The 16,625-nt window shown below is 39.3% G+C and carries 23 protein-coding genes; all 23 read right to left on the minus strand.

Annotated features, from left to right (window positions below; translation table 11 throughout):
• Positions 1–62 precede the first annotated feature (62 nt).
• Complete coding sequence (flhB, locus tag QME45_02525; GenBank protein MDI6617534.1) at positions 63–1,907, minus strand: flagellar biosynthesis protein FlhB; 1,845 nt, start codon at positions 1,905–1,907, stop codon at positions 63–65.
• A 4-nt stretch (positions 1,908–1,911) separates the two neighbouring features.
• A complete protein-coding gene (gene fliQ, locus QME45_02530) occupies positions 1,912–2,181 on the minus strand; it encodes a flagellar biosynthesis protein FliQ (protein MDI6617535.1) in 270 nt (89 codons plus the stop codon).
• An 11-nt stretch (positions 2,182–2,192) separates the two neighbouring features.
• A complete protein-coding gene (gene fliP / locus QME45_02535; GenBank protein MDI6617536.1) occupies positions 2,193–2,954 on the minus strand; it encodes a flagellar type III secretion system pore protein FliP in 762 nt (253 codons plus the stop codon).
• Entirely contained in the window at positions 2,951–3,298 is a 348-nt protein-coding gene (locus QME45_02540; GenBank protein ID MDI6617537.1) for a flagellar biosynthetic protein FliO, read from the minus strand. Before QME45_02540 ends, fliP begins: the two co-directional genes overlap by 4 nt.
• Positions 3,299–3,311: 13 nt before the next feature.
• Complete coding sequence (locus tag QME45_02545; protein ID MDI6617538.1) at positions 3,312–3,779, minus strand: flagellar basal body-associated FliL family protein; 468 nt, start codon at positions 3,777–3,779, stop codon at positions 3,312–3,314.
• Between the two features lies 1 nt (position 3,780).
• On the minus strand, positions 3,781–4,533 hold the full coding sequence (locus QME45_02550) for an OmpA family protein (protein ID MDI6617539.1): 753 nt from the start codon (positions 4,531–4,533) through the stop codon (positions 3,781–3,783).
• Positions 4,526–5,353, minus strand: a complete 828-nt coding sequence (locus QME45_02555; protein MDI6617540.1) for a motility protein A — start codon at positions 5,351–5,353, stop codon at positions 4,526–4,528. The genes QME45_02550 and QME45_02555 overlap by 8 nt, the downstream gene beginning before the upstream one ends.
• A complete protein-coding gene (locus tag QME45_02560; protein ID MDI6617541.1) occupies positions 5,350–5,556 on the minus strand; it encodes a flagellar FlbD family protein in 207 nt (68 codons plus the stop codon). Before QME45_02560 ends, QME45_02555 begins: the two co-directional genes overlap by 4 nt.
• 14 nt (positions 5,557–5,570) lie before the next feature.
• The gene (locus QME45_02565; GenBank protein MDI6617542.1) at positions 5,571–6,446 is read right to left on the minus strand and encodes a flagellar hook-basal body complex protein; all 876 of its coding nucleotides are present in this window, start codon (positions 6,444–6,446) and stop codon (positions 5,571–5,573) included.
• Positions 6,447–6,525: 79 nt separating this feature from the next.
• Complete coding sequence (locus tag QME45_02570) at positions 6,526–6,909, minus strand: TIGR02530 family flagellar biosynthesis protein (GenBank protein MDI6617543.1); 384 nt, start codon at positions 6,907–6,909, stop codon at positions 6,526–6,528.
• Positions 6,899–7,324, minus strand: coding sequence for a flagellar hook capping FlgD N-terminal domain-containing protein (locus QME45_02575; protein MDI6617544.1), 426 nt, complete (start codon positions 7,322–7,324; stop codon positions 6,899–6,901). The genes QME45_02570 and QME45_02575 overlap by 11 nt, the downstream gene beginning before the upstream one ends.
• A gap of 12 nt (positions 7,325–7,336) precedes the next feature.
• Positions 7,337–8,737, minus strand: a complete 1,401-nt coding sequence (locus QME45_02580) for a flagellar hook-length control protein FliK (GenBank protein ID MDI6617545.1) — start codon at positions 8,735–8,737, stop codon at positions 7,337–7,339.
• A 4-nt stretch (positions 8,738–8,741) separates the two neighbouring features.
• Positions 8,742–9,188, minus strand: a complete 447-nt coding sequence (gene fliJ / locus QME45_02585; GenBank protein MDI6617546.1) for a flagellar export protein FliJ — start codon at positions 9,186–9,188, stop codon at positions 8,742–8,744.
• 71 nt (positions 9,189–9,259) lie between these two features.
• On the minus strand, positions 9,260–10,576 hold the full coding sequence (gene fliI, locus QME45_02590) for a flagellar protein export ATPase FliI (GenBank protein ID MDI6617547.1): 1,317 nt from the start codon (positions 10,574–10,576) through the stop codon (positions 9,260–9,262).
• Entirely contained in the window at positions 10,576–11,313 is a 738-nt protein-coding gene (locus tag QME45_02595; protein MDI6617548.1) for a FliH/SctL family protein, read from the minus strand. Before QME45_02595 ends, fliI begins: the two co-directional genes overlap by 1 nt.
• Positions 11,297–12,313: a flagellar motor switch protein FliG gene (gene fliG, locus QME45_02600; GenBank protein ID MDI6617549.1), complete on the minus strand. Its 1,017-nt coding sequence runs from the start codon at positions 12,311–12,313 to the stop codon at positions 11,297–11,299. The genes QME45_02595 and fliG overlap by 17 nt, the downstream gene beginning before the upstream one ends.
• Before the next feature lie 5 nt (positions 12,314–12,318).
• Positions 12,319–13,902 carry a flagellar basal-body MS-ring/collar protein FliF gene (gene fliF / locus QME45_02605; protein MDI6617550.1) on the minus strand — a complete coding sequence of 528 codons (1,584 nt, stop codon included), beginning with the start codon at positions 13,900–13,902 and terminating at the stop codon, positions 12,319–12,321.
• 17 nt (positions 13,903–13,919) lie between these two features.
• The gene (gene fliE / locus QME45_02610; protein MDI6617551.1) at positions 13,920–14,207 is read right to left on the minus strand and encodes a flagellar hook-basal body complex protein FliE; all 288 of its coding nucleotides are present in this window, start codon (positions 14,205–14,207) and stop codon (positions 13,920–13,922) included.
• A gap of 8 nt (positions 14,208–14,215) precedes the next feature.
• On the minus strand, positions 14,216–14,650 hold the full coding sequence (flgC, locus tag QME45_02615; protein MDI6617552.1) for a flagellar basal body rod protein FlgC: 435 nt from the start codon (positions 14,648–14,650) through the stop codon (positions 14,216–14,218).
• Between the two features lie 2 nt (positions 14,651–14,652).
• The gene (flgB, locus tag QME45_02620; protein ID MDI6617553.1) at positions 14,653–15,006 is read right to left on the minus strand and encodes a flagellar basal body rod protein FlgB; all 354 of its coding nucleotides are present in this window, start codon (positions 15,004–15,006) and stop codon (positions 14,653–14,655) included.
• 411 nt (positions 15,007–15,417) lie between these two features.
• Positions 15,418–15,795 carry a flagellar export chaperone FliS gene (gene fliS, locus QME45_02625; protein ID MDI6617554.1) on the minus strand — a complete coding sequence of 126 codons (378 nt, stop codon included), beginning with the start codon at positions 15,793–15,795 and terminating at the stop codon, positions 15,418–15,420.
• A gap of 120 nt (positions 15,796–15,915) precedes the next feature.
• A complete protein-coding gene (locus QME45_02630) occupies positions 15,916–16,272 on the minus strand; it encodes a hypothetical protein (protein MDI6617555.1) in 357 nt (118 codons plus the stop codon).
• Between the two features lie 6 nt (positions 16,273–16,278).
• Positions 16,279–16,605 (minus strand): flagellar protein FlaG, encoded by a 327-nt coding sequence (locus QME45_02635; GenBank protein ID MDI6617556.1) that lies wholly within the window; start codon positions 16,603–16,605, stop codon positions 16,279–16,281.
• Positions 16,606–16,625 lie beyond the last annotated feature (20 nt).

Here is a 16,625-nt window from a genome sequence, read left to right on the forward strand (position 1 = left end):
TTTCAACCCCATTTTATCTATACGAAATTTTAAATTGATAATTGAATTTAAGGTTATTCGCTTTAGCGCCCTTTGCTTTTATTCTTGTTTAATTTATATACTTGAGCAAGTATCTCGGCTATAACCTGGTACATCTCAAAAGGCACATAATCATCAATCTCAACTTTTTTGTAAAGCAGCCTCGCAACAAATTTATTTTCCACTATAGGCACGTTATTTTCTTTTGCGATCTCTTTTATTCTCTGGGCGATCTCATCAGCACCTTTTGCCACCACATATGGGGCATCATCTTTCCCCTGCTCATACCTTAAAGCTACTGCCAGGTGGGTAGGATTTGTGATAACAACCGTTGCCTTAGGTACCTGCTGCATCATTCTCCTTCTGGCTATCTCCCTTTGCCTCTGCCTTATGGCTGATTTAATCTTGGGGTCGCCTTCGGTTTGCTTGAATTCTTCTTTAACCTCTTCTTTTGTCATTCTCATCTCTTTTGTATACGTACGCTTCTGGTATATGAGATCAATAATACCCAGCACACATACGACCAAGCTCACTTTTACGAGGATCGAATCGATTATGCTTTTAGGTACAGATATAAGGGACTTGAGCCCCATGTCAGCAAGTTTTAAAAGCGTGTCAAACTGACCTATTACGAAGCTGTATATCACATATCCTACAATTACTATTATGGCGGACGATTTTAGAAGCTCGAAAAAAGCTCTTCCTGAAAACATCCTTTTAAAACCCTCTATAGGGTTTAGCCTGCTGAGTTTGGGCTTCAAAGGCTCTGTAGAATGTATAAAACCGGTCTGCACGATATTTGCCGCAATACTTACAGTCATGACACCTGCGAAAAGGGGAGCCGTTACTTTTATAAACTGCTGCCCAGAATACATAAAAACATCAAATAAATCTCCTGCCGCAAATGGAACACTACTGGAATTTACGAGACTCCTGCTTAAAAAATCTTCTATGGTATTAAGTCCTAAGTCCCCTAACGAAATGGCTATAATCGTTATACATATAAGTCCTATAGCCGAAACAAATTCTCTGCTTTTAGGGACTTGTCCTTTTTTTCTTGCATCCTCAATTTTCTTCGGAGTAGGCTCTTCAGTCTTATCGCTCGATGCAAACACTATCGCTACAGGAAACAATTTGAAAAAGTCATTTATATTAAATGTAAACCCTTCAAATGCCTTGATATACAAAGATACAAGTTCGGGAATAATTATTGATAATATAAGCACTCCTATAAGCGTTTTTAACGAAAGCCCGATCATCAAAACGTTAAGCTGGGGCACCGTCCTAGAAATAAGCCCCATAGTGAAATCAGTAAGAAAAAGTACAACAACAACCGGTGCCGCAAGCTTTAGCGAAAGTATCATCATATTTTGAAACAATGTTAAAAAATATGAAATCATATCGGGAGGAATGTTTACTCCAAATACCGGCACGGCGCTAAAACTCTGTATCAAACTCCGAATTAAAACGTGATGCCCGTTTATCAGGAAAAATATAAAAAGCCCCGTAAGGTATGTAAAATTCCCGAGTATCGATACACGTCCAAGGTTAATATCAAATTCGCTAAGCATCGAAAATCCAGCCTGTATATCAAGAAGCTGGCCTGATATCCTTATTGCCTGGAAAACCATGGTGGTCATAAATCCAAGTATGACCCCAAAAAGGCATTCTCCTGCTGCTGCGCTTATGAGCCCCACAAGGTTCTGCGGCACTGCTGACGGATTATAGCTTACAAAACCATATATCAAATAGGTCAATATAACTCCTGTCGCTGCCTTCAAAAGATTAGGTATTCCCCTTATCATGAAAACAGGCGATACCCCGAGGAAACTTATTATCCTTATAAAAACCAGTACAAAAATTATTATTTCGGTATTTTGTATATTCAAGCGATCACCTTAATAAATTCGGTATGGCATCAAACATCCTCTGTGCAAACCCTGTAAGCTGGCGAAGCATCCATGTCCCGAAAATTATCAGCGAAACAAAGACGGCGAGCATCTTCGGCACAAATGTCAGCGTCTGTTCCTGTATCTGAGTCGTTGCCTGAAATATGCTTATTATAAGGCCGATTACAAGGGCAACCAGGACGATCGGCCCTGCCACCGTTATAACCGTCGTAAGAGCATCTTTTATAACGCCTATTACAAAATTCTGACTCATATTTCCACCCCTCACATAAAGCTTTGTATTAGTGACTTTACAACAAGATTCCACCCATCGACCATTATAAAGAGCAATATCTTAAAGGGCAGCGATATCGTTATAGGGGGAAGCATAAACATGCCCATTGACATCAGTATGCTTGCCACAACCATATCTATTACGATGAACGGTATATAAATCAGGAAACCTATTTCAAACGCTGTCTTTAGCTCGCTTATGGTAAATGCCGGTATAAGCACCCTGAGCGGTGTATCCTCGGGCTTGTCTATCTTTCCGATTTTTGACGAATCTACAAATAAGGCAAGATCCTTCTGATAAGTTTGCTTCAGCATAAATTCTTTTATGGGTTTCTCGCCTATTTGAATTGCCTGCTCCTGAGTTATCTTGTTCTGGAGGTAAGGCTGCACCGCCTCGCTGTTTACTTTACTGTATACAGGCGACATTATAAAAAACGTAAGGAAAAGAGCTAATGCAATAAGCACCTGGTTAGGCGGAGTCTGTTGCGTCGACAAAGCATTTCTTACAAAGGAAAGAACTACGATTATCCTTGTAAATGAAGTCATAAGCACAATAAAAGAAGGCGCGAGGGAAAGCACTGTAATCAATATTAGTACTTTTATACTGTCCACATAATCTTTTGGCGACCCTGAGTTATCAATATTCAAACTTATCTTTGGTATCGGCAGCGTACCGGTTGCCGCATGTGCTTTATATGTCAGCATGGAAACCGCCGCAATCAAGGCAATAATGAATACTGTCTTCTTTTTCATAGTTTATCCTTTCTTCTAATCAGCATGTTAAAATTGTTTAAAAAGGCTTCCTTGAAGTTAACCTGATTATTTTTCTTCTGTTTTATTATGTCAGGACTCAGCTCCATTAGAACATCTATACTCTTTTCTGTGCAGCTTAAAGCGTAATATTTATCCTCAATCTGTGCCACACAAAGAAAAGCCTTGCCCGATAGGGGCACTTTCTCAATTATTTTGATTATCCTGCCGTTTGTCATGTTGCTGATACCACGGCCGCCGATTTTTATGCTTATATATGCAAGCAATATAATCATGGGTAAAAATATTATTATCTTTATAATGCTTGCCGCAAATTCTCCGCCCATAATTTATCCGTCCTCACTGCACAATAATTTCGTTAAAATATATATTCGTAAGCTGACCTGTGGACAACAGGGGATTTAATTTGTCTTTTAGTTCCTTTTTTATAGCTTTGGTTTTATCCGGTGAATTGACATCATCCAGCTTTTTGCTTCTTAAAACATCGTTTATGATATCTTTAATGGCAGGATTCTTTTCACTCAATTCAGTCTCCAGCCCCTTTGTAGTATAGCCGGCATAAACCGACACCTTCATATATCTTTTATAATCCGGGTCTTGCAAATTTACGGTAAAATCGCCGAGATTTACAGTATACTCTTTAGCAGAAGACTTTACAGCATTTTGAGTCTGCTGCTGTCCCGTTGCCACGCTTCCCTGCTTATTTGTAAAAAGCCCCAATTTATAAATTATAAAAACCAACAGAGCAATTACAGCTACAAAAATCAAAGCCAATAATGCAATCCCCGTTTTTTTTAGCGCATTCATACTAACCCTCCATATTACTTTTTTCCTGCGTATCATTTGCAGCCACTATAAGTATTCTTACATTTCTATTTAGTGCTTTACCCTCTGGAGTATCATTGCTGGCAATAGGACTGTACTCTCCATAAGCCGAAATTGAAAATCTGTCAGCTTGAAGCCCTCTGTTATCAGTAAAAAAATTCAATACATTAATAGCTCTTGCCGACGATAACTCCCAGTTAGACGAAAATTTGCTGTTTTCAATCGGTACATTATCCGTATGCCCTTCTATTTCCACATCGCATGGCAGGTTACGTATAAGCTCAGCAATCTTCATAAGCACCGAAACACCCTTATCCTTTATTTCGGATTTGCCCGTATCGAAAAGGACCTTATCCTTAAACTCTATATATGTTCCGCGGCTTCCCTGCCGCACGACTACATAATCCTTCAATGAATTCGTATTAACGAATTCATTGATCTTATCATTTAGCTTTTTTGCATTTGATGCCGCCTCATTCTGCGTACCGCTGTTATTTGAAGGATTGACGCTTCCGACAATGGGGGCGTCTCCGCCATTTTCATCCAGTTGAAACATAGCAACCTTCGAGCCAAATGCACTGTTTATCGAATTTGCGGCCGCTTTAAACTTTCTGATATCTACCAGTGCAAACGAGTATAAAAATACGAAGAAAGTCAATATCAAAGTTAACGTATCCGAATATGTAGTAAGCCATGCCTGGCTTATTTCCTTCTTTTGCGCCTTTCTCCTACTCATTTTGAAGCACCGTGCCCTTGCTTTCCATATTCTCAGAAAGCGCTGCCCGCTCCTTTGGCGGAAGATATGTCTTTAGTTTGTCCTCAATTACTCTTGGATTTACTCCCGACTGTATCGAAAGTATGCCTTCAAGCATCATTTCCTTCATTTCACATTCTTCCGATGTTTTCATCTCAAGTTTGTTTGAAAGGGGACCCAGTATAAAATTCGCCATTACCGCTCCATAAAAAGACGTTACGATAGCCTTTGCCATACCGGGACCTAATGTGCTCGGGTCATTTAATTGCACAAGCATCTGGACAAGGCCGATAAGTGTTCCTATCATCCCATAGGCAGGAGCATATCCTGCCCATGATTTCAAAAGATTTATTTCATCTGTATGCCTTTTTTCCATAGAAGACACTTCGGACTCTAATACATCTCTTATGGTCTCGGGTTCCTGCCCGTCCACCACCATCTGTATGCCACTCTTTAGGAAATCGTCATCGATAGAATCGATTTCCTCTTCAAGTGATAATAACCCTTCCTTTCTCGCCTTCTTTGACAGGCTCACAAACTTTTCAATAAGCATTCCATATGAAGGATGCTTGATTATGAAAGCATTTTTAATCGATGCTGGAAGTTTTTTCAAAGTATCGGCAGAATAGGCTATCATTATCGTAAAAAACGAACCACCTATAGTAATAAATACAGACGGCAAATCCCAAAAAGGCCTCAGGCTGCCCAGGCTGTATTTATTTCCATTTAGCGCCATCCCGTTTATAATGGCCAGCATGCCTAAAATCGTCCCTATAATTGTGGCTAAATCTCTCTTCTTCATTCTCTGCTTACCTCCGGAATATTCGAATAATACTTTCTTCGAAAGTTTATAATTCTTTGAATGATCACGTCCGGTGATTCGCGGACAATAAATTTTTTATCAGTGGTTGTCGTAACAACAGTATCAGGCGTCACTTCCAACTTCTCAATCAAATCACAGTTCAAATAAAATTCTTTGCCGCTTAAGCCAGTCAATTTAATCATTTATAAATACCTCATTATCTCTTTAAATTTAAAAGTTCCTGCAGCATTTCATCCGAGGTAGTTATGGACCTTGAATTCGCCTGAAAAGCCCTGCTTGTTATTATCATGTCCGTAAATTCATTTGCAAGGTCGACATTCGACATCTCAAGTGTCCCCTGCTCTATGCTTGAATTAATATCTATACCCGCTTGTACAAGTTCAGGCTGACCGGAATTGGATGTCGTTTCATAATTATTTCCGCCAAGCTTTTTAAGTCCTGCAGGATTTGTAAATCTCGCGAGGGCAACTTTTCCTACGACCGTAGGTGTATCTACGCCTTCATATAGCGCCGATACGGTGCCATCCGCCTGAATGCTTATGCTGTTGATCTTATTGCCTGTCCCATCCTCTTCATTGATAACAATATTCGATAAATTAGTATCAAATACCGGAGCAGCACCTGCAGCCGCAGTATTCGCATATCCCTGAAGAATATAGCCGTCTGAGTTTACAATGTTAAACTGTGTTGTAGCCGCGCCTGCAACTTCGCTTAAATTAAATGCTCCGTCTCTTGTGTACACATTTTCGCCAGGCTTTTTTATTATGAAAAAGCCATCTCCGTCTATGGCAAGGTCATACGGCCTTCCGGTAGGCTGCGGTGCACCTTGATTCATTATTGTATCGATGCCTCCGACCTGCATGCCGAGCCCTATTTGCCTCGGATTTATCCCGCCTCTGTTTGCTGTTGGCGATGAAGCGTCGGCTATTGTCTGGCTGAATATATCCTGGAAGCGCACCCTTCCTGATTTAAAAGCCGTAGTACTTACATTTGCAATATTATTTGCAATAACATCCATTTTTACCTGATTATTTTTCATCCCGGAAACTCCCGAGAACAATGATCTTAACATAATATAACCTCCCCAAATTTTTATTAGCGCCGCTTCAGTCAATCCGCGGCTAAAAGGCTTCCTCCAAGAGGTCCGGCCTTTAATATATTACAACTGCACTGTCTATGTTCGTAAATATATTCTCATTTGCCTTATCTTTACCGACGGCTGTTATTATGGTTTTATTTTTTATGCTCGCTACAAAAGCAATATCCTTGTATAAAAGGACGGATTCCTTTGCACCCTTCAAATCTGCCTTTTCCATGGCATCGTTCAACCTCTTTATATCTTCATCATCAAGATTGATATTTCTATCCTTAAGCCTTTCCATGGCATGGGCCGATAATTTTACACCAGTGGATTTCTCTAATTCCTTTTGAAAGATTTCCTGAAAGCCAGTGCCTTTTCGCTTCGCATTTCCAATACTTTCAGTTTGCGGCAGAGAGACAGGAACAACTTTGCCATTGATTATCCTAAAGGGCAATATTTCCACTTCCTTCGTTTTGCAACTGCACTACGTTGTCCACATCATATTCTTTATCGCCAATTACAATATCGACTTCCCCGTCTTCTAATCTTACGCTGCTTACAATCCCCTGATCATATGTACCGTCACTATTTACCACCATGGCCGTCTTCCCTATCATAAGGCTGCCCTGCTGAAACTTTTCCGAATTTAGAATAGTACCGATTGAATTATTTAAATTCGTCAGCTCTTCGAGCGTCGAGAACTGTGCCATCTGGTCTATATACTGACTGCTGTCCCCTGCATTTAAAGGATCCTGATGCTGTAGCTCTGCTGCGAGAAGCATTAAAAAACCATCTTTGCTTATTTCATTCCTTCCGGCATCATTTGTTGTAATATTTCCCGCAAGAGGGCTTGCATTGTATACTTTCATCTCTTATACCTCCTATGCTAACATATTGACTATGCCTGAATTATTGTTGCTGTTCATTTCTGCTGCAACAGGCTGCCCGGCAAAATCAGCACTGCCGCCGTGGCTTCCATAGCTTCTTTTATAAAATTGTCTGCCTTCATTTGCAAAACTGTTAAAACTGTGGGTGTCGCCATGTTCCAAACCTACGGATATGCTGAATTTGGAAACATCCACATTCTGGTCTTTAAGGCTTTCCTTAATCTCAGGTATGCTTGACTCGAGCATATCCTTAACATGGCTGTTCTCAACTATTATTTTGCTTAACATGTTTCCCTTTTCCATCACAAGCTTGATATCTATATCCCCGAGTTCAGGCGGTTTAAGGCTTACCCTGAGTTCCGAGACGCCATTGTTTCTCAAAAGCTTTATCTTGTCATATATCTGATTCAGCACGTCTTCCTTATCGATATAAGGAACGCCGCCATTCTCTGCATTAAAGGCCTTTACACTGTCCGCAACATTATTTGCGACATCCGGTTTAAAAACATTACCCTGCAATGGGACTTCCTTACCCTTGGCTATAGAGGCTGTATCTTCTTTCTGCTCAATCCGGGTCTTTGGCATTCCGTCTTCATTATTATTGCTTTTAGCAGTTTCTTCATGTGCTATCAATTCCTCAATATTTATATTGCTGTTCTTGTTCTCCTTATTTTGTGCATCTGCATCCTTACCGCCCTGATTAGCCTGTCCATCCTTTTCTGCATGTATCTGCTGCTGTTCTTTATCCATGCCGTCCTTTACAACCTGCCCATTAGTTTCCTGCTTTTGCATGCCTTTAAGCAAATCCAGTTTTATAAATGTCTCGGTGTTTTTAGCTTTGTTTGCCTCGACGTTTGCTTTGCCATCCTGCTTCTCATCCTGAACTGATTCTTGCAGACTTTCATCTGAAATGGGATGATTTTCATTAGCGCCGCCTGAAGATTCCGATATAGCATCAACCTTTGAAGTATTGCTGCCTTGTACCGGTATGAAAATTCCGGAATTATCACTACCCAAAACAGCACCCGAAGTATTTTTATCTAATGCAGAAACATTAACCATACTGCCTGCTTCTTCTCCCTTTTGCAGCATACCATTACAATCAAAAAGTTCTCCCTCGGCCCCACTTTTTAATGAAACCTGACCAGCGGTGTCCGTGGATCCGGTTATATCTGCGCCTTTTGAAGGAACATTCAAAAAAGCAGCATTTTGTCCTGATTCCATTTTTTGAGCGGCGGCCATATCTTTGCCCGTATCATTCTGCAGAACAACAGTTTGCCCTAATGCTGCACACAGAAGCGCCGCAAACAGGTCTGGAATCTCTTTTCCCTTTAAAGCATCCTTGACGGTCTGCCCGCTTTGATTTTGCATCGAATTTTTAATGATCTCTATCAAATCATCACCTCCCTTCAAATTTATCAGCTTTCATATAACTATAAAGTCCAAATTCGTCGTTTTGCTTTTGTTCAACTCTGTCAACTGATATGTCATATTGAAACTTAGCTTTCTCTTTAAGCTTATCCATAACCTTTCTATCCTTTTTGCTGTCTTCCATCTCCTTTCTCTTTATATTCATCTCATCTTCAATAAGCTTTACGACCTTTTCCTGTTCATCTATCCTTTCCTTTAACAGCGATATATAATTAAAGTTTGCAATATACTGTACTATCCCGGTACTTTTAACCGGTTTTGCGATATGTTCGGAAAATTTATCCTTAAAGCATTTCAAGTTCTTTTCCTCTTTCAAATATTTTAACCTGGATTTCACAAATGCTCTTTTTTTTATATCTTCCACTGTCATCCTGTGGTCTAGAACTTTTTGAAGCCTGAATGCAAATTTTTCCATTATCCATCCTACCTATCCCGATGTTTTCTATTTATCGCATAAATGCGCACTGCAATTTTGTATCATCTGCACTACTTATATATTCCCTTCATCGCATCCATCGTATCGTCAAAGTTTATGTATGTATCCTTATCCTGCTTTAGGAAATCCATCAACTTATCTATGTATTTTATGGATTTATCAATACCGGGGTTGCTTCCCTTCGCATATGCGCCTATATTTATAAGATCCTCGGCATTTTTATACGTTGCAAGTATGCTTCTCAGATCCCCCGCCATATCCTTTTGCTTTTTACTGACGATTACATCCATAAGCCTGCTTATGCTGGACAGTATATCTATGGCAGGATAATGGTTCCTTGATGCAAGATCCCTTGAAAGTATTATGTGACCGTCAAGTATTCCTCTTACGGCATCTGAAATAGGCTCATTGAAATCATCCCCGTCCACGAGTACTGTATAAAATGCGGTTATTGAACCTTTTTCAGACATTCCCGACCTCTCTAAAAGTTTTGGGAGTATTGAAAATACCGATGGAGTATATCCCTTAGTTGCCGGCGGCTCGCCTATCGCAAGGCCCACTTCTCTTTGTGCCATTGCAAACCGTGTTACAGAATCCATCATGAGCATTACTTTCTTTCCCCTGTCCCTGAAGTATTCAGCAACAGCAGTTGCGGTATAAGCTCCTTTAAGCCTTACCAGAGCCGGCTGATCCGATGTTGCGCATACTACAACACTCTTTTTCATTCCATCCTTTCCAAGATCCTTCTCAATAAAATCCTTAACTTCACGGCCTCTCTCTCCTATAAGACCTATAACATTTACATCTGCCCCGCTGTACCTCGATATCATTCCAAGAAGCGTGCTCTTTCCAACACCGCTACCCGAGAAAATACCAACTCTTTGACCTTCTCCACATGTCAAAAATCCATCGATCGCTTTAACGCCTGTCGGCATTACTTTGCTTATTCTCGGCCTCTTAAGCGGATCTGGCGGCACATTATTTACGGGGTACAGTATATAATCGTCGATCTTTCCACCATTTAATGGATTGCCAAGGCCATCTAAGGCCTTTCCTAAAAGTTCATCGCCTACCCTTACTGTAAGCATTTTACCTGTTGGCTTTACTATGGAGCCGGGGCCTATTCCCTTAAGCTCGCCAAGAGGCATCAAGATTATATTATCTTCCTTAAAACCAACCACTTCGGATAAAACAGGATTCTCCATATTCCCGGAAAAAATCCAGCAGACTTCGCCAATAAAAGATTTTATTCCTTCAACCTCAATAGTAAGTCCTATAAGCTTGCTGACCTTTCCTACACTCTCTATGGTATTCGTCGATTCAATCAAGCTTTTCAAATACTTAAAACCAATTTGCTCCATAATTATCATCCTAAAAGAATATGTTTTATTCTATCCAGCTGTCTGTCTATCCGGGCATCGACCATGCCGTTTTTTGTGTTTATCATACATCCGCCACGGCCAACATCGTTATCCTTTACGATATTTACCGCTACATTCTCTCCCGCATATTTTGAAAGGTTCGCCCTCTCACAATCGAGAGCAGCATAATCCATGGGATTGACCCTTATTACTATTTGTCCCTTAGCAACCGTGTTCTCAATAGCACTCTTTACGATATTTATTACCGCCGTATCCTTTGTATCGACTTCATACCTGATTATCTTCTCCGCGATAGTTAAGGCCAAGCCCAATATCTCATTTTTTTGTTTCTTGATATTATCCGCAGCTTCCCTATGGGCATCCTTCAGTACATATTCGGCATTCTTTCTGATTTCCAGCGTCTTGTTGAATCCATCCTGCCATCCCTTTTCAAGCCCCTCTGTGTGTCCTTTTTCAAAAGCTGTATTATATGCGCTCTCCTTTATCTTCTGGGCCTTTGCATTTGCAAGCTCTATTATCTGCTTGCTTTTTACTTCGGCCTTATGTAATATTTCATCTGCCTGCTTGTTTATTTTTTCTAAATCTACTGTTTCAGCGCAATCTTCCGTTTTATTTTCAGTATCTTCTTTACTCTGCTTAAGCTCTATTAGAGGTGTAGTAACTGTATAAACAAAATTGCTATTAACTTTATTATTTTTTATTATGTTATACGATAATTGCATCTTCTCCACCTCTTGCAATTATTATCTCACCTGTTTCGTCTAGCCTTCTTATTATGCTTACGATGTTCTGCTGCGCTTTCTCAACATCCATAAGCCTTACAGGACCTAAGTACTGTATATCCTCCTTTAACAGGGCACCTGCCCTCTTTGACATATTCCTGTAAATAGCATCCGAAACCTCTTCGGAACATCCTTTCAAAGCAAGAGCTAAATCTTTATTGTCCACTTCTCTTAAAACAATTTGTATCGAAGCATTATCAAGATTGATTATATCTTCAAATACAAACAAGTTGGATCTAACTTTTTCAGCCAATTCAGGTTCATCTTTCCCGAGATGTTCTATGATGCTTTTCTCCGTTCCACGGTCAACCTGATTCAGGATTTGCACTAAGGAATCCACACCGCCTATAGATGCCACATCAGGCCTTATGACATTTGATAATTTCTTTTCAAGTACTTTTTCAACCTCATGTACAACCACGGGTGATGTGCTTTTCATCGATGCGATCCTCTTTGCCACATCGTATTGCTTATCTTCAGGAAGCCCTGATAAAACCTGGCCGGCTTTTTCAGGCTGAATATGGCACAGTATCAAAGCTATCGTCTGGGGATGTTCATTGGATATCAGGCTTAAAAGCTGCTGGGCATCAGCCTTTCTTGCGACAGCAAAGGGCCTGTATTGATGGGTTATCTCGCTAACCTGATCTATGATCTCCATGGCCTTTTGTACGCCGAGAGCTTTGCTTAAAAGTGCTTTGGCATACTCGACTCCGCCCTCAATTATAAATTCCTTTGCCTTATTCAGGTTTATAAATTCCTCTAAAACCATATCCTTTAAATTCGGCCTGAGCTTTGCAGTATTTGTAATCTCATATGTTATCCTTTGTATATCCTTCTCAGGCAATCTTTTAATTATATTAGATGAGACATCAGGACCCAATGCGATAAACAGTACAGCAGCTTTCTGGACCCCGGTCAGTTTGTCAACCTTAACAGTCAATCAAATCACCTCTCATCTTCTGCAAGCCAGGATTTTACTATTTCTACAACTTGATCCGGTTTTTTATTTGCATATTTCTTAATTTCATCTGTAAGATCCGGTTTTTGTTCTTTTTCTTCTTCTAATATTGTAGGAGATTCGACAACCTCATTCACAGCTACAGGTTTATTTTCTGTCATATCGACGACTTCCGGCTCTGCGGCCATAGCCTCATCTACTTCCCTCTTAGCACGTGATGCCCTTATTCTCGAAACAATAAACAGCAATAATAGCAACCCTAATACTGCAGCCAGAGGATATCCAATATATTCAGCATATTTTTTAATTCTATCATTGTTCTGCATCGCATTCAGATCATCCTGTACGGTCCTTTTGCCTGAAATATCAAACGGCATGCCCTCAACATTTATCAGATCACTCCTGCCGGCATTATTTACATAACCGGTAGCAGCCATGACGATATTGGCAACGGATTGTTTTTGCTCATCCGACAGGGTACCATCTATTACAACAGAAGTTGACAGCCTCTTAACTTCTCCTGGAGCCTTAATCACCTTTTCCTCATCCTGTCCCACAGCATAGTTTGTTGTGGTATCCTCTTTAGTTGTAGGTGAATTATTTGCCGTACCCGTTTGTATATTATTCGTCGTCTGATTATCAATAGGGCTGCCCGAGTTGGTGCTTGAACTGTTAGGTGTTGTTTCCACCAGCTTATGCTGATCCTTTATTATCTGATCCTTGCCATAATGAATCGATGTCGTCTGCCTTGTATCAAAATCGAGATCGGCATTTACAGACACCTTCACCTTTTCCGAGCTGAAAACAGGATCGAGTATGGATTTTATATTACTCTCAAGCTGCTTTTCAAATGTTCTCTTTATATCCTGCCTGTTTCCTATGGATGGTGTCGAATTTTCATCGGCATTATATAAGTTCTCGCTGAGATAGTTAAAATTATTATCGACAACCGTTACATTCTCCTTGGGAAGATTTTGAACACTTCCGGAGATAAGTGCAACTATGGTTTTGACGCTTTCCTGTGAAAGCTTCTGCCCATCCTTTAATTTCAATGTTACAGATGCCCTTGCAGGTTCCTGTTCCGTTACAAATACACTTTGCTTTGGAAGCACGAGGTGCACTATAGCCTGGTCTACTTCGCTAAAAGCCTGAATTGTCCTCGCAAGCTCAGTTTCCAATGCCCTCTGGTATTGTATGTTTATTTCGGTATCCGTCATGCCGAATTTGTTCTGGTCGAAAAGTTCAAAACCCTTTCCGGAAGACGGAAGCGCTCCAGACGATATCACATCGAGCCTGACTTCCTGTACTTTCCCTGCAGGCACTAGAACGCTGCTGCCCTGCAATTTATAAGGAGTTTTTCCCTTTTTCAACTCGGTTACAACCTTTGCCATATCTTCCTGTGAAATATTTAAAAAAAGCGGTTCATACTTTGGTTTACTTAAAAAAGCTATAAAAAAGATTATTGAAATAATAACTCCACTGGATAAAACAATTATTCCTACCCTTCGCCCTTTGCTCAGTTTATTCCATCGTTCCTTAGTATTCTTTAACAGATCCCGAATTGTACCCATATCTTATATGAGCCTCTTTATATCTGCATTCTGCTTATTTCTTGATATGAATCCATAAGCTTGTTCCTGACCTGAACGACAAGCTCCATTTGTATTCTTGCTTCCTCGGCAGCGATAAGGGCCTGATGTATATCGGTAGATTGACCGGTTATTAATTTCTGTGTCTCATTGTCTGCATTAATCTGCAAATCATTTGCAGAATCTAACGCGTCCTTCAGATAATCCCCAAAAGGTACGGAAACATTATTTTTTGATTTATTATCCTGCTGTATATTAAAATCAAACGCGCTCTTTTCTATTCTCATCTTTAACACTACCTTCCTATTTCAAGAGCTTTCTGGTACATGCTTTTCTCAGCGTTTACAGCCGTAACATTCGCTTCATATGCTCTTGTGGATGATATCATATCCACCATTTCTTTCAGTACGTCTACATTTGGCATTTCAACATATCCATCGGGTCCAGCATCAGGATTTGAAGGATCATATACCCTGTTAAACGGCGTCCTGCTATCATCGGTTATTCCGACTGCTTTTATGCCGTTCCCATCAAATTGACTATTATCAGATGTTTTATTTATTTCTCTGTCTAAATCTTCCTGAAAGACTGCTATTTTCCGTATGTATGGCCCGCCATTTTCAGTACGGGTAGTTTTAGAATTGGCAATATTGCTTGCTATAGTATCCATTCTGAGCCTCTCTGCAGAAAGCCCGCTTTCGCTTATCCTCAAAGCCTTAAATACCTGCATGATTATTTACTCCCTTCCTCTATTGAATATCTTAAAATGCTATATTTTGTATTCAACTGGGTAATCATAGTATTATAAAGTATTTCATTCGCCGCCATGTTGGTCATTTCATAGTCGATGTCAACATTGTTTCCATCTTCTCTCATGCTTGTACTACTATCCTTTACAACCTCCGGCTCCACCGAATCAGTAAGCTCTCCGTCCCCAAGCTTATCTTTTAATATGTCCTCGAATACTACGTCAGATCTCTTAAAGTTCTTTGTATTTATGTTAGAAATATTATTAGCTATTACTTTTTGTCTTAACGCCGATGCATCCAGTGATTTTTTGATCAAACCATAAGTCAGATCTTCCATATCTCCACCTCACATTCTTTTGCTGTATACTATACGACAAAATAAATGCTAATTCCTGCATAAATGTTAAGATTTATATATTTATGTCATATAATATATTATCATATATTATAACATCGAATTTACTATTATTCCATAACTTGTAATAAAAAATTTGTCATTTTTAAAGATTTTTTTAATATTATTCAAATATAAAATAAAATCTATATAAAATATCGATTGGACTTTGATTCGCAATATGAGTTTATGTTATTTTGAACACTCATTCGCCAGATTCAAGTATATAAATTATTTGAATAATATTATTCAAATATAAAAAAAGTACCTTATCAAAGAATAATAAATAAATTTTTGCAAAAAAATAACGGTTATGCTTTACATAAACCGTTTTTAACCGATGTTCCCTTAGAATCAACGTGCTATCCTCGATGCCTCTTCCCATGTATCCTTAAGCTCCGAAACCATGCTTAATATTTCATCTATAGTGCCTTTATCCTTTTTAATATTAGCCTCCATAAGGCTTCTCTTCATATAATCATAAAGCGCATATAGATTCTTTGAAATTTCCATATCCATGTTGAGTGTAGCCATGAGTTCCGAGATGATATTTTCCGTTTTGCAAATATATTTATTTGTATTTTCTATATTTTTTTCATCTATTGAAATCTTTGCAAGCCTTAAAAATTTAATTGACCCGTCATAGAGCATTATAAGAAGCTTACCTTTTGATGCTGTAAGCACTTCATTTTGCTGATATAACGTATAAGCATTCGACGGATTGTTCTGCATAGGTTTTTCCCTCCTTTCCCTTATTCATGGATGCATTTTTTATATTTGAAGAATGTTAAACTGTATGCACCCTTTATTCATCGATATGAATTTTATTATTTTAAACGGCAACATTTGCCTCTACATCTTTTCATCTATGAATATGCCTATCATATCATGCATTTTGTTAAACAGCTCCACAACCGCATCTTTTGTATACGTTTTTATAGCTCTTCCATTTTTATCTACAGCCGTTACTCCATCTACGCCCAGTTCGAAGGTCACATCGATATCCATAGCTTTTAGAAGAGAATTGAACTTATCCATTTTATTTTTCATCCTCTTATTTTGGGATTGTCCGCCATTTTCCTTTTTCTGTTTTTTATCCTTTGAAACCCTCGTTTTGTCATATGTATGGACAATCTCCTCGGCCGTCTTCTGCCTCACATTATTGACGATTACAGGATCTATTTTATTTAGTACAACAGGCTGTGACATGCGAAATTACCTTCTCTCATCAACCAGTATCCCCGCCATTTCACAAAATTTGTCGATCATGTCGATTATTTTTTCCGGCGGAATCTCCCTTATTACCTCACCTGTTTCATTATTCAACACTTTAACTACTACAGAATTGGATATCCCGTAAATCTCAAATTTCAGGCGCGTACTGCCTTTTGAGAGCACTTCATTTGCTATATGGACTGCGAAATTCAAATCATTGCCGCTATTGTCCTTCTCTTTTTTATCCACGGTATTTTTACCTTCTGAAATTTTCTTGTAATCAACCTGATTCTCATGAACGGCTATATTTACACCCGTTATATTCAAGATAAACACCTCTTAAAAGT

This window comes from Clostridiales bacterium, assembly GCA_030016385.1.
GTDB lineage: Bacteria > Bacillota > Clostridia > Clostridiales > Oxobacteraceae > JASEJN01.

Excerpts from the sequence above, each read along its gene's own strand:
- fliS (MDI6617554.1), bottom strand. The coding sequence starts at position 15,795 with ATGCAGAACAATCCGTCGAATGCTTATACGTTATATCAGCAAAATGAA.
- flgC (MDI6617552.1), bottom strand. The coding sequence starts at position 14,650 with ATGCAGGTATTTAAGGCTTTGAGGATAAGCGAAAGCGGGCTTTCTGCA.
- QME45_02565 (MDI6617542.1), bottom strand. The coding sequence starts at position 6,446 with ATGTTAAGATCATTGTTCTCGGGAGTTTCCGGGATGAAAAATAATCAG.
- fliQ (MDI6617535.1), bottom strand. The coding sequence starts at position 2,181 with ATGAGTCAGAATTTTGTAATAGGCGTTATAAAAGATGCTCTTACGACG.
- fliE (MDI6617551.1), bottom strand. The coding sequence starts at position 14,207 with ATGAGAATAGAAAAGAGCGCGTTTGATTTTAATATACAGCAGGATAAT.
- fliF (MDI6617550.1), bottom strand. The coding sequence starts at position 13,902 with ATGGGTACAATTCGGGATCTGTTAAAGAATACTAAGGAACGATGGAAT.
- fliP (MDI6617536.1), bottom strand. The coding sequence starts at position 2,954 with ATGAAAAAGAAGACAGTATTCATTATTGCCTTGATTGCGGCGGTTTCC.
- QME45_02545 (MDI6617538.1), bottom strand. The coding sequence starts at position 3,779 with ATGAATGCGCTAAAAAAAACGGGGATTGCATTATTGGCTTTGATTTTT.
- QME45_02550 (MDI6617539.1), bottom strand. The coding sequence starts at position 4,533 with ATGAGTAGGAGAAAGGCGCAAAAGAAGGAAATAAGCCAGGCATGGCTT.
- QME45_02555 (MDI6617540.1), bottom strand. The coding sequence starts at position 5,353 with ATGAAGAAGAGAGATTTAGCCACAATTATAGGGACGATTTTAGGCATG.
- QME45_02540 (MDI6617537.1), bottom strand. The coding sequence starts at position 3,298 with ATGGGCGGAGAATTTGCGGCAAGCATTATAAAGATAATAATATTTTTA.
- QME45_02575 (MDI6617544.1), bottom strand. The coding sequence starts at position 7,324 with ATGAAAGTATACAATGCAAGCCCTCTTGCGGGAAATATTACAACAAAT.
- fliJ (MDI6617546.1), bottom strand. The coding sequence starts at position 9,188 with ATGGAAAAATTTGCATTCAGGCTTCAAAAAGTTCTAGACCACAGGATG.
- QME45_02595 (MDI6617548.1), bottom strand. The coding sequence starts at position 11,313 with ATGCAATTATCGTATAACATAATAAAAAATAATAAAGTTAATAGCAAT.
- QME45_02630 (MDI6617555.1), bottom strand. The coding sequence starts at position 16,272 with ATGTCACAGCCTGTTGTACTAAATAAAATAGATCCTGTAATCGTCAAT.
- flgB (MDI6617553.1), bottom strand. The coding sequence starts at position 15,006 with ATGGAAGATCTGACTTATGGTTTGATCAAAAAATCACTGGATGCATCG.
- QME45_02560 (MDI6617541.1), bottom strand. The coding sequence starts at position 5,556 with ATGATTAAATTGACTGGCTTAAGCGGCAAAGAATTTTATTTGAACTGT.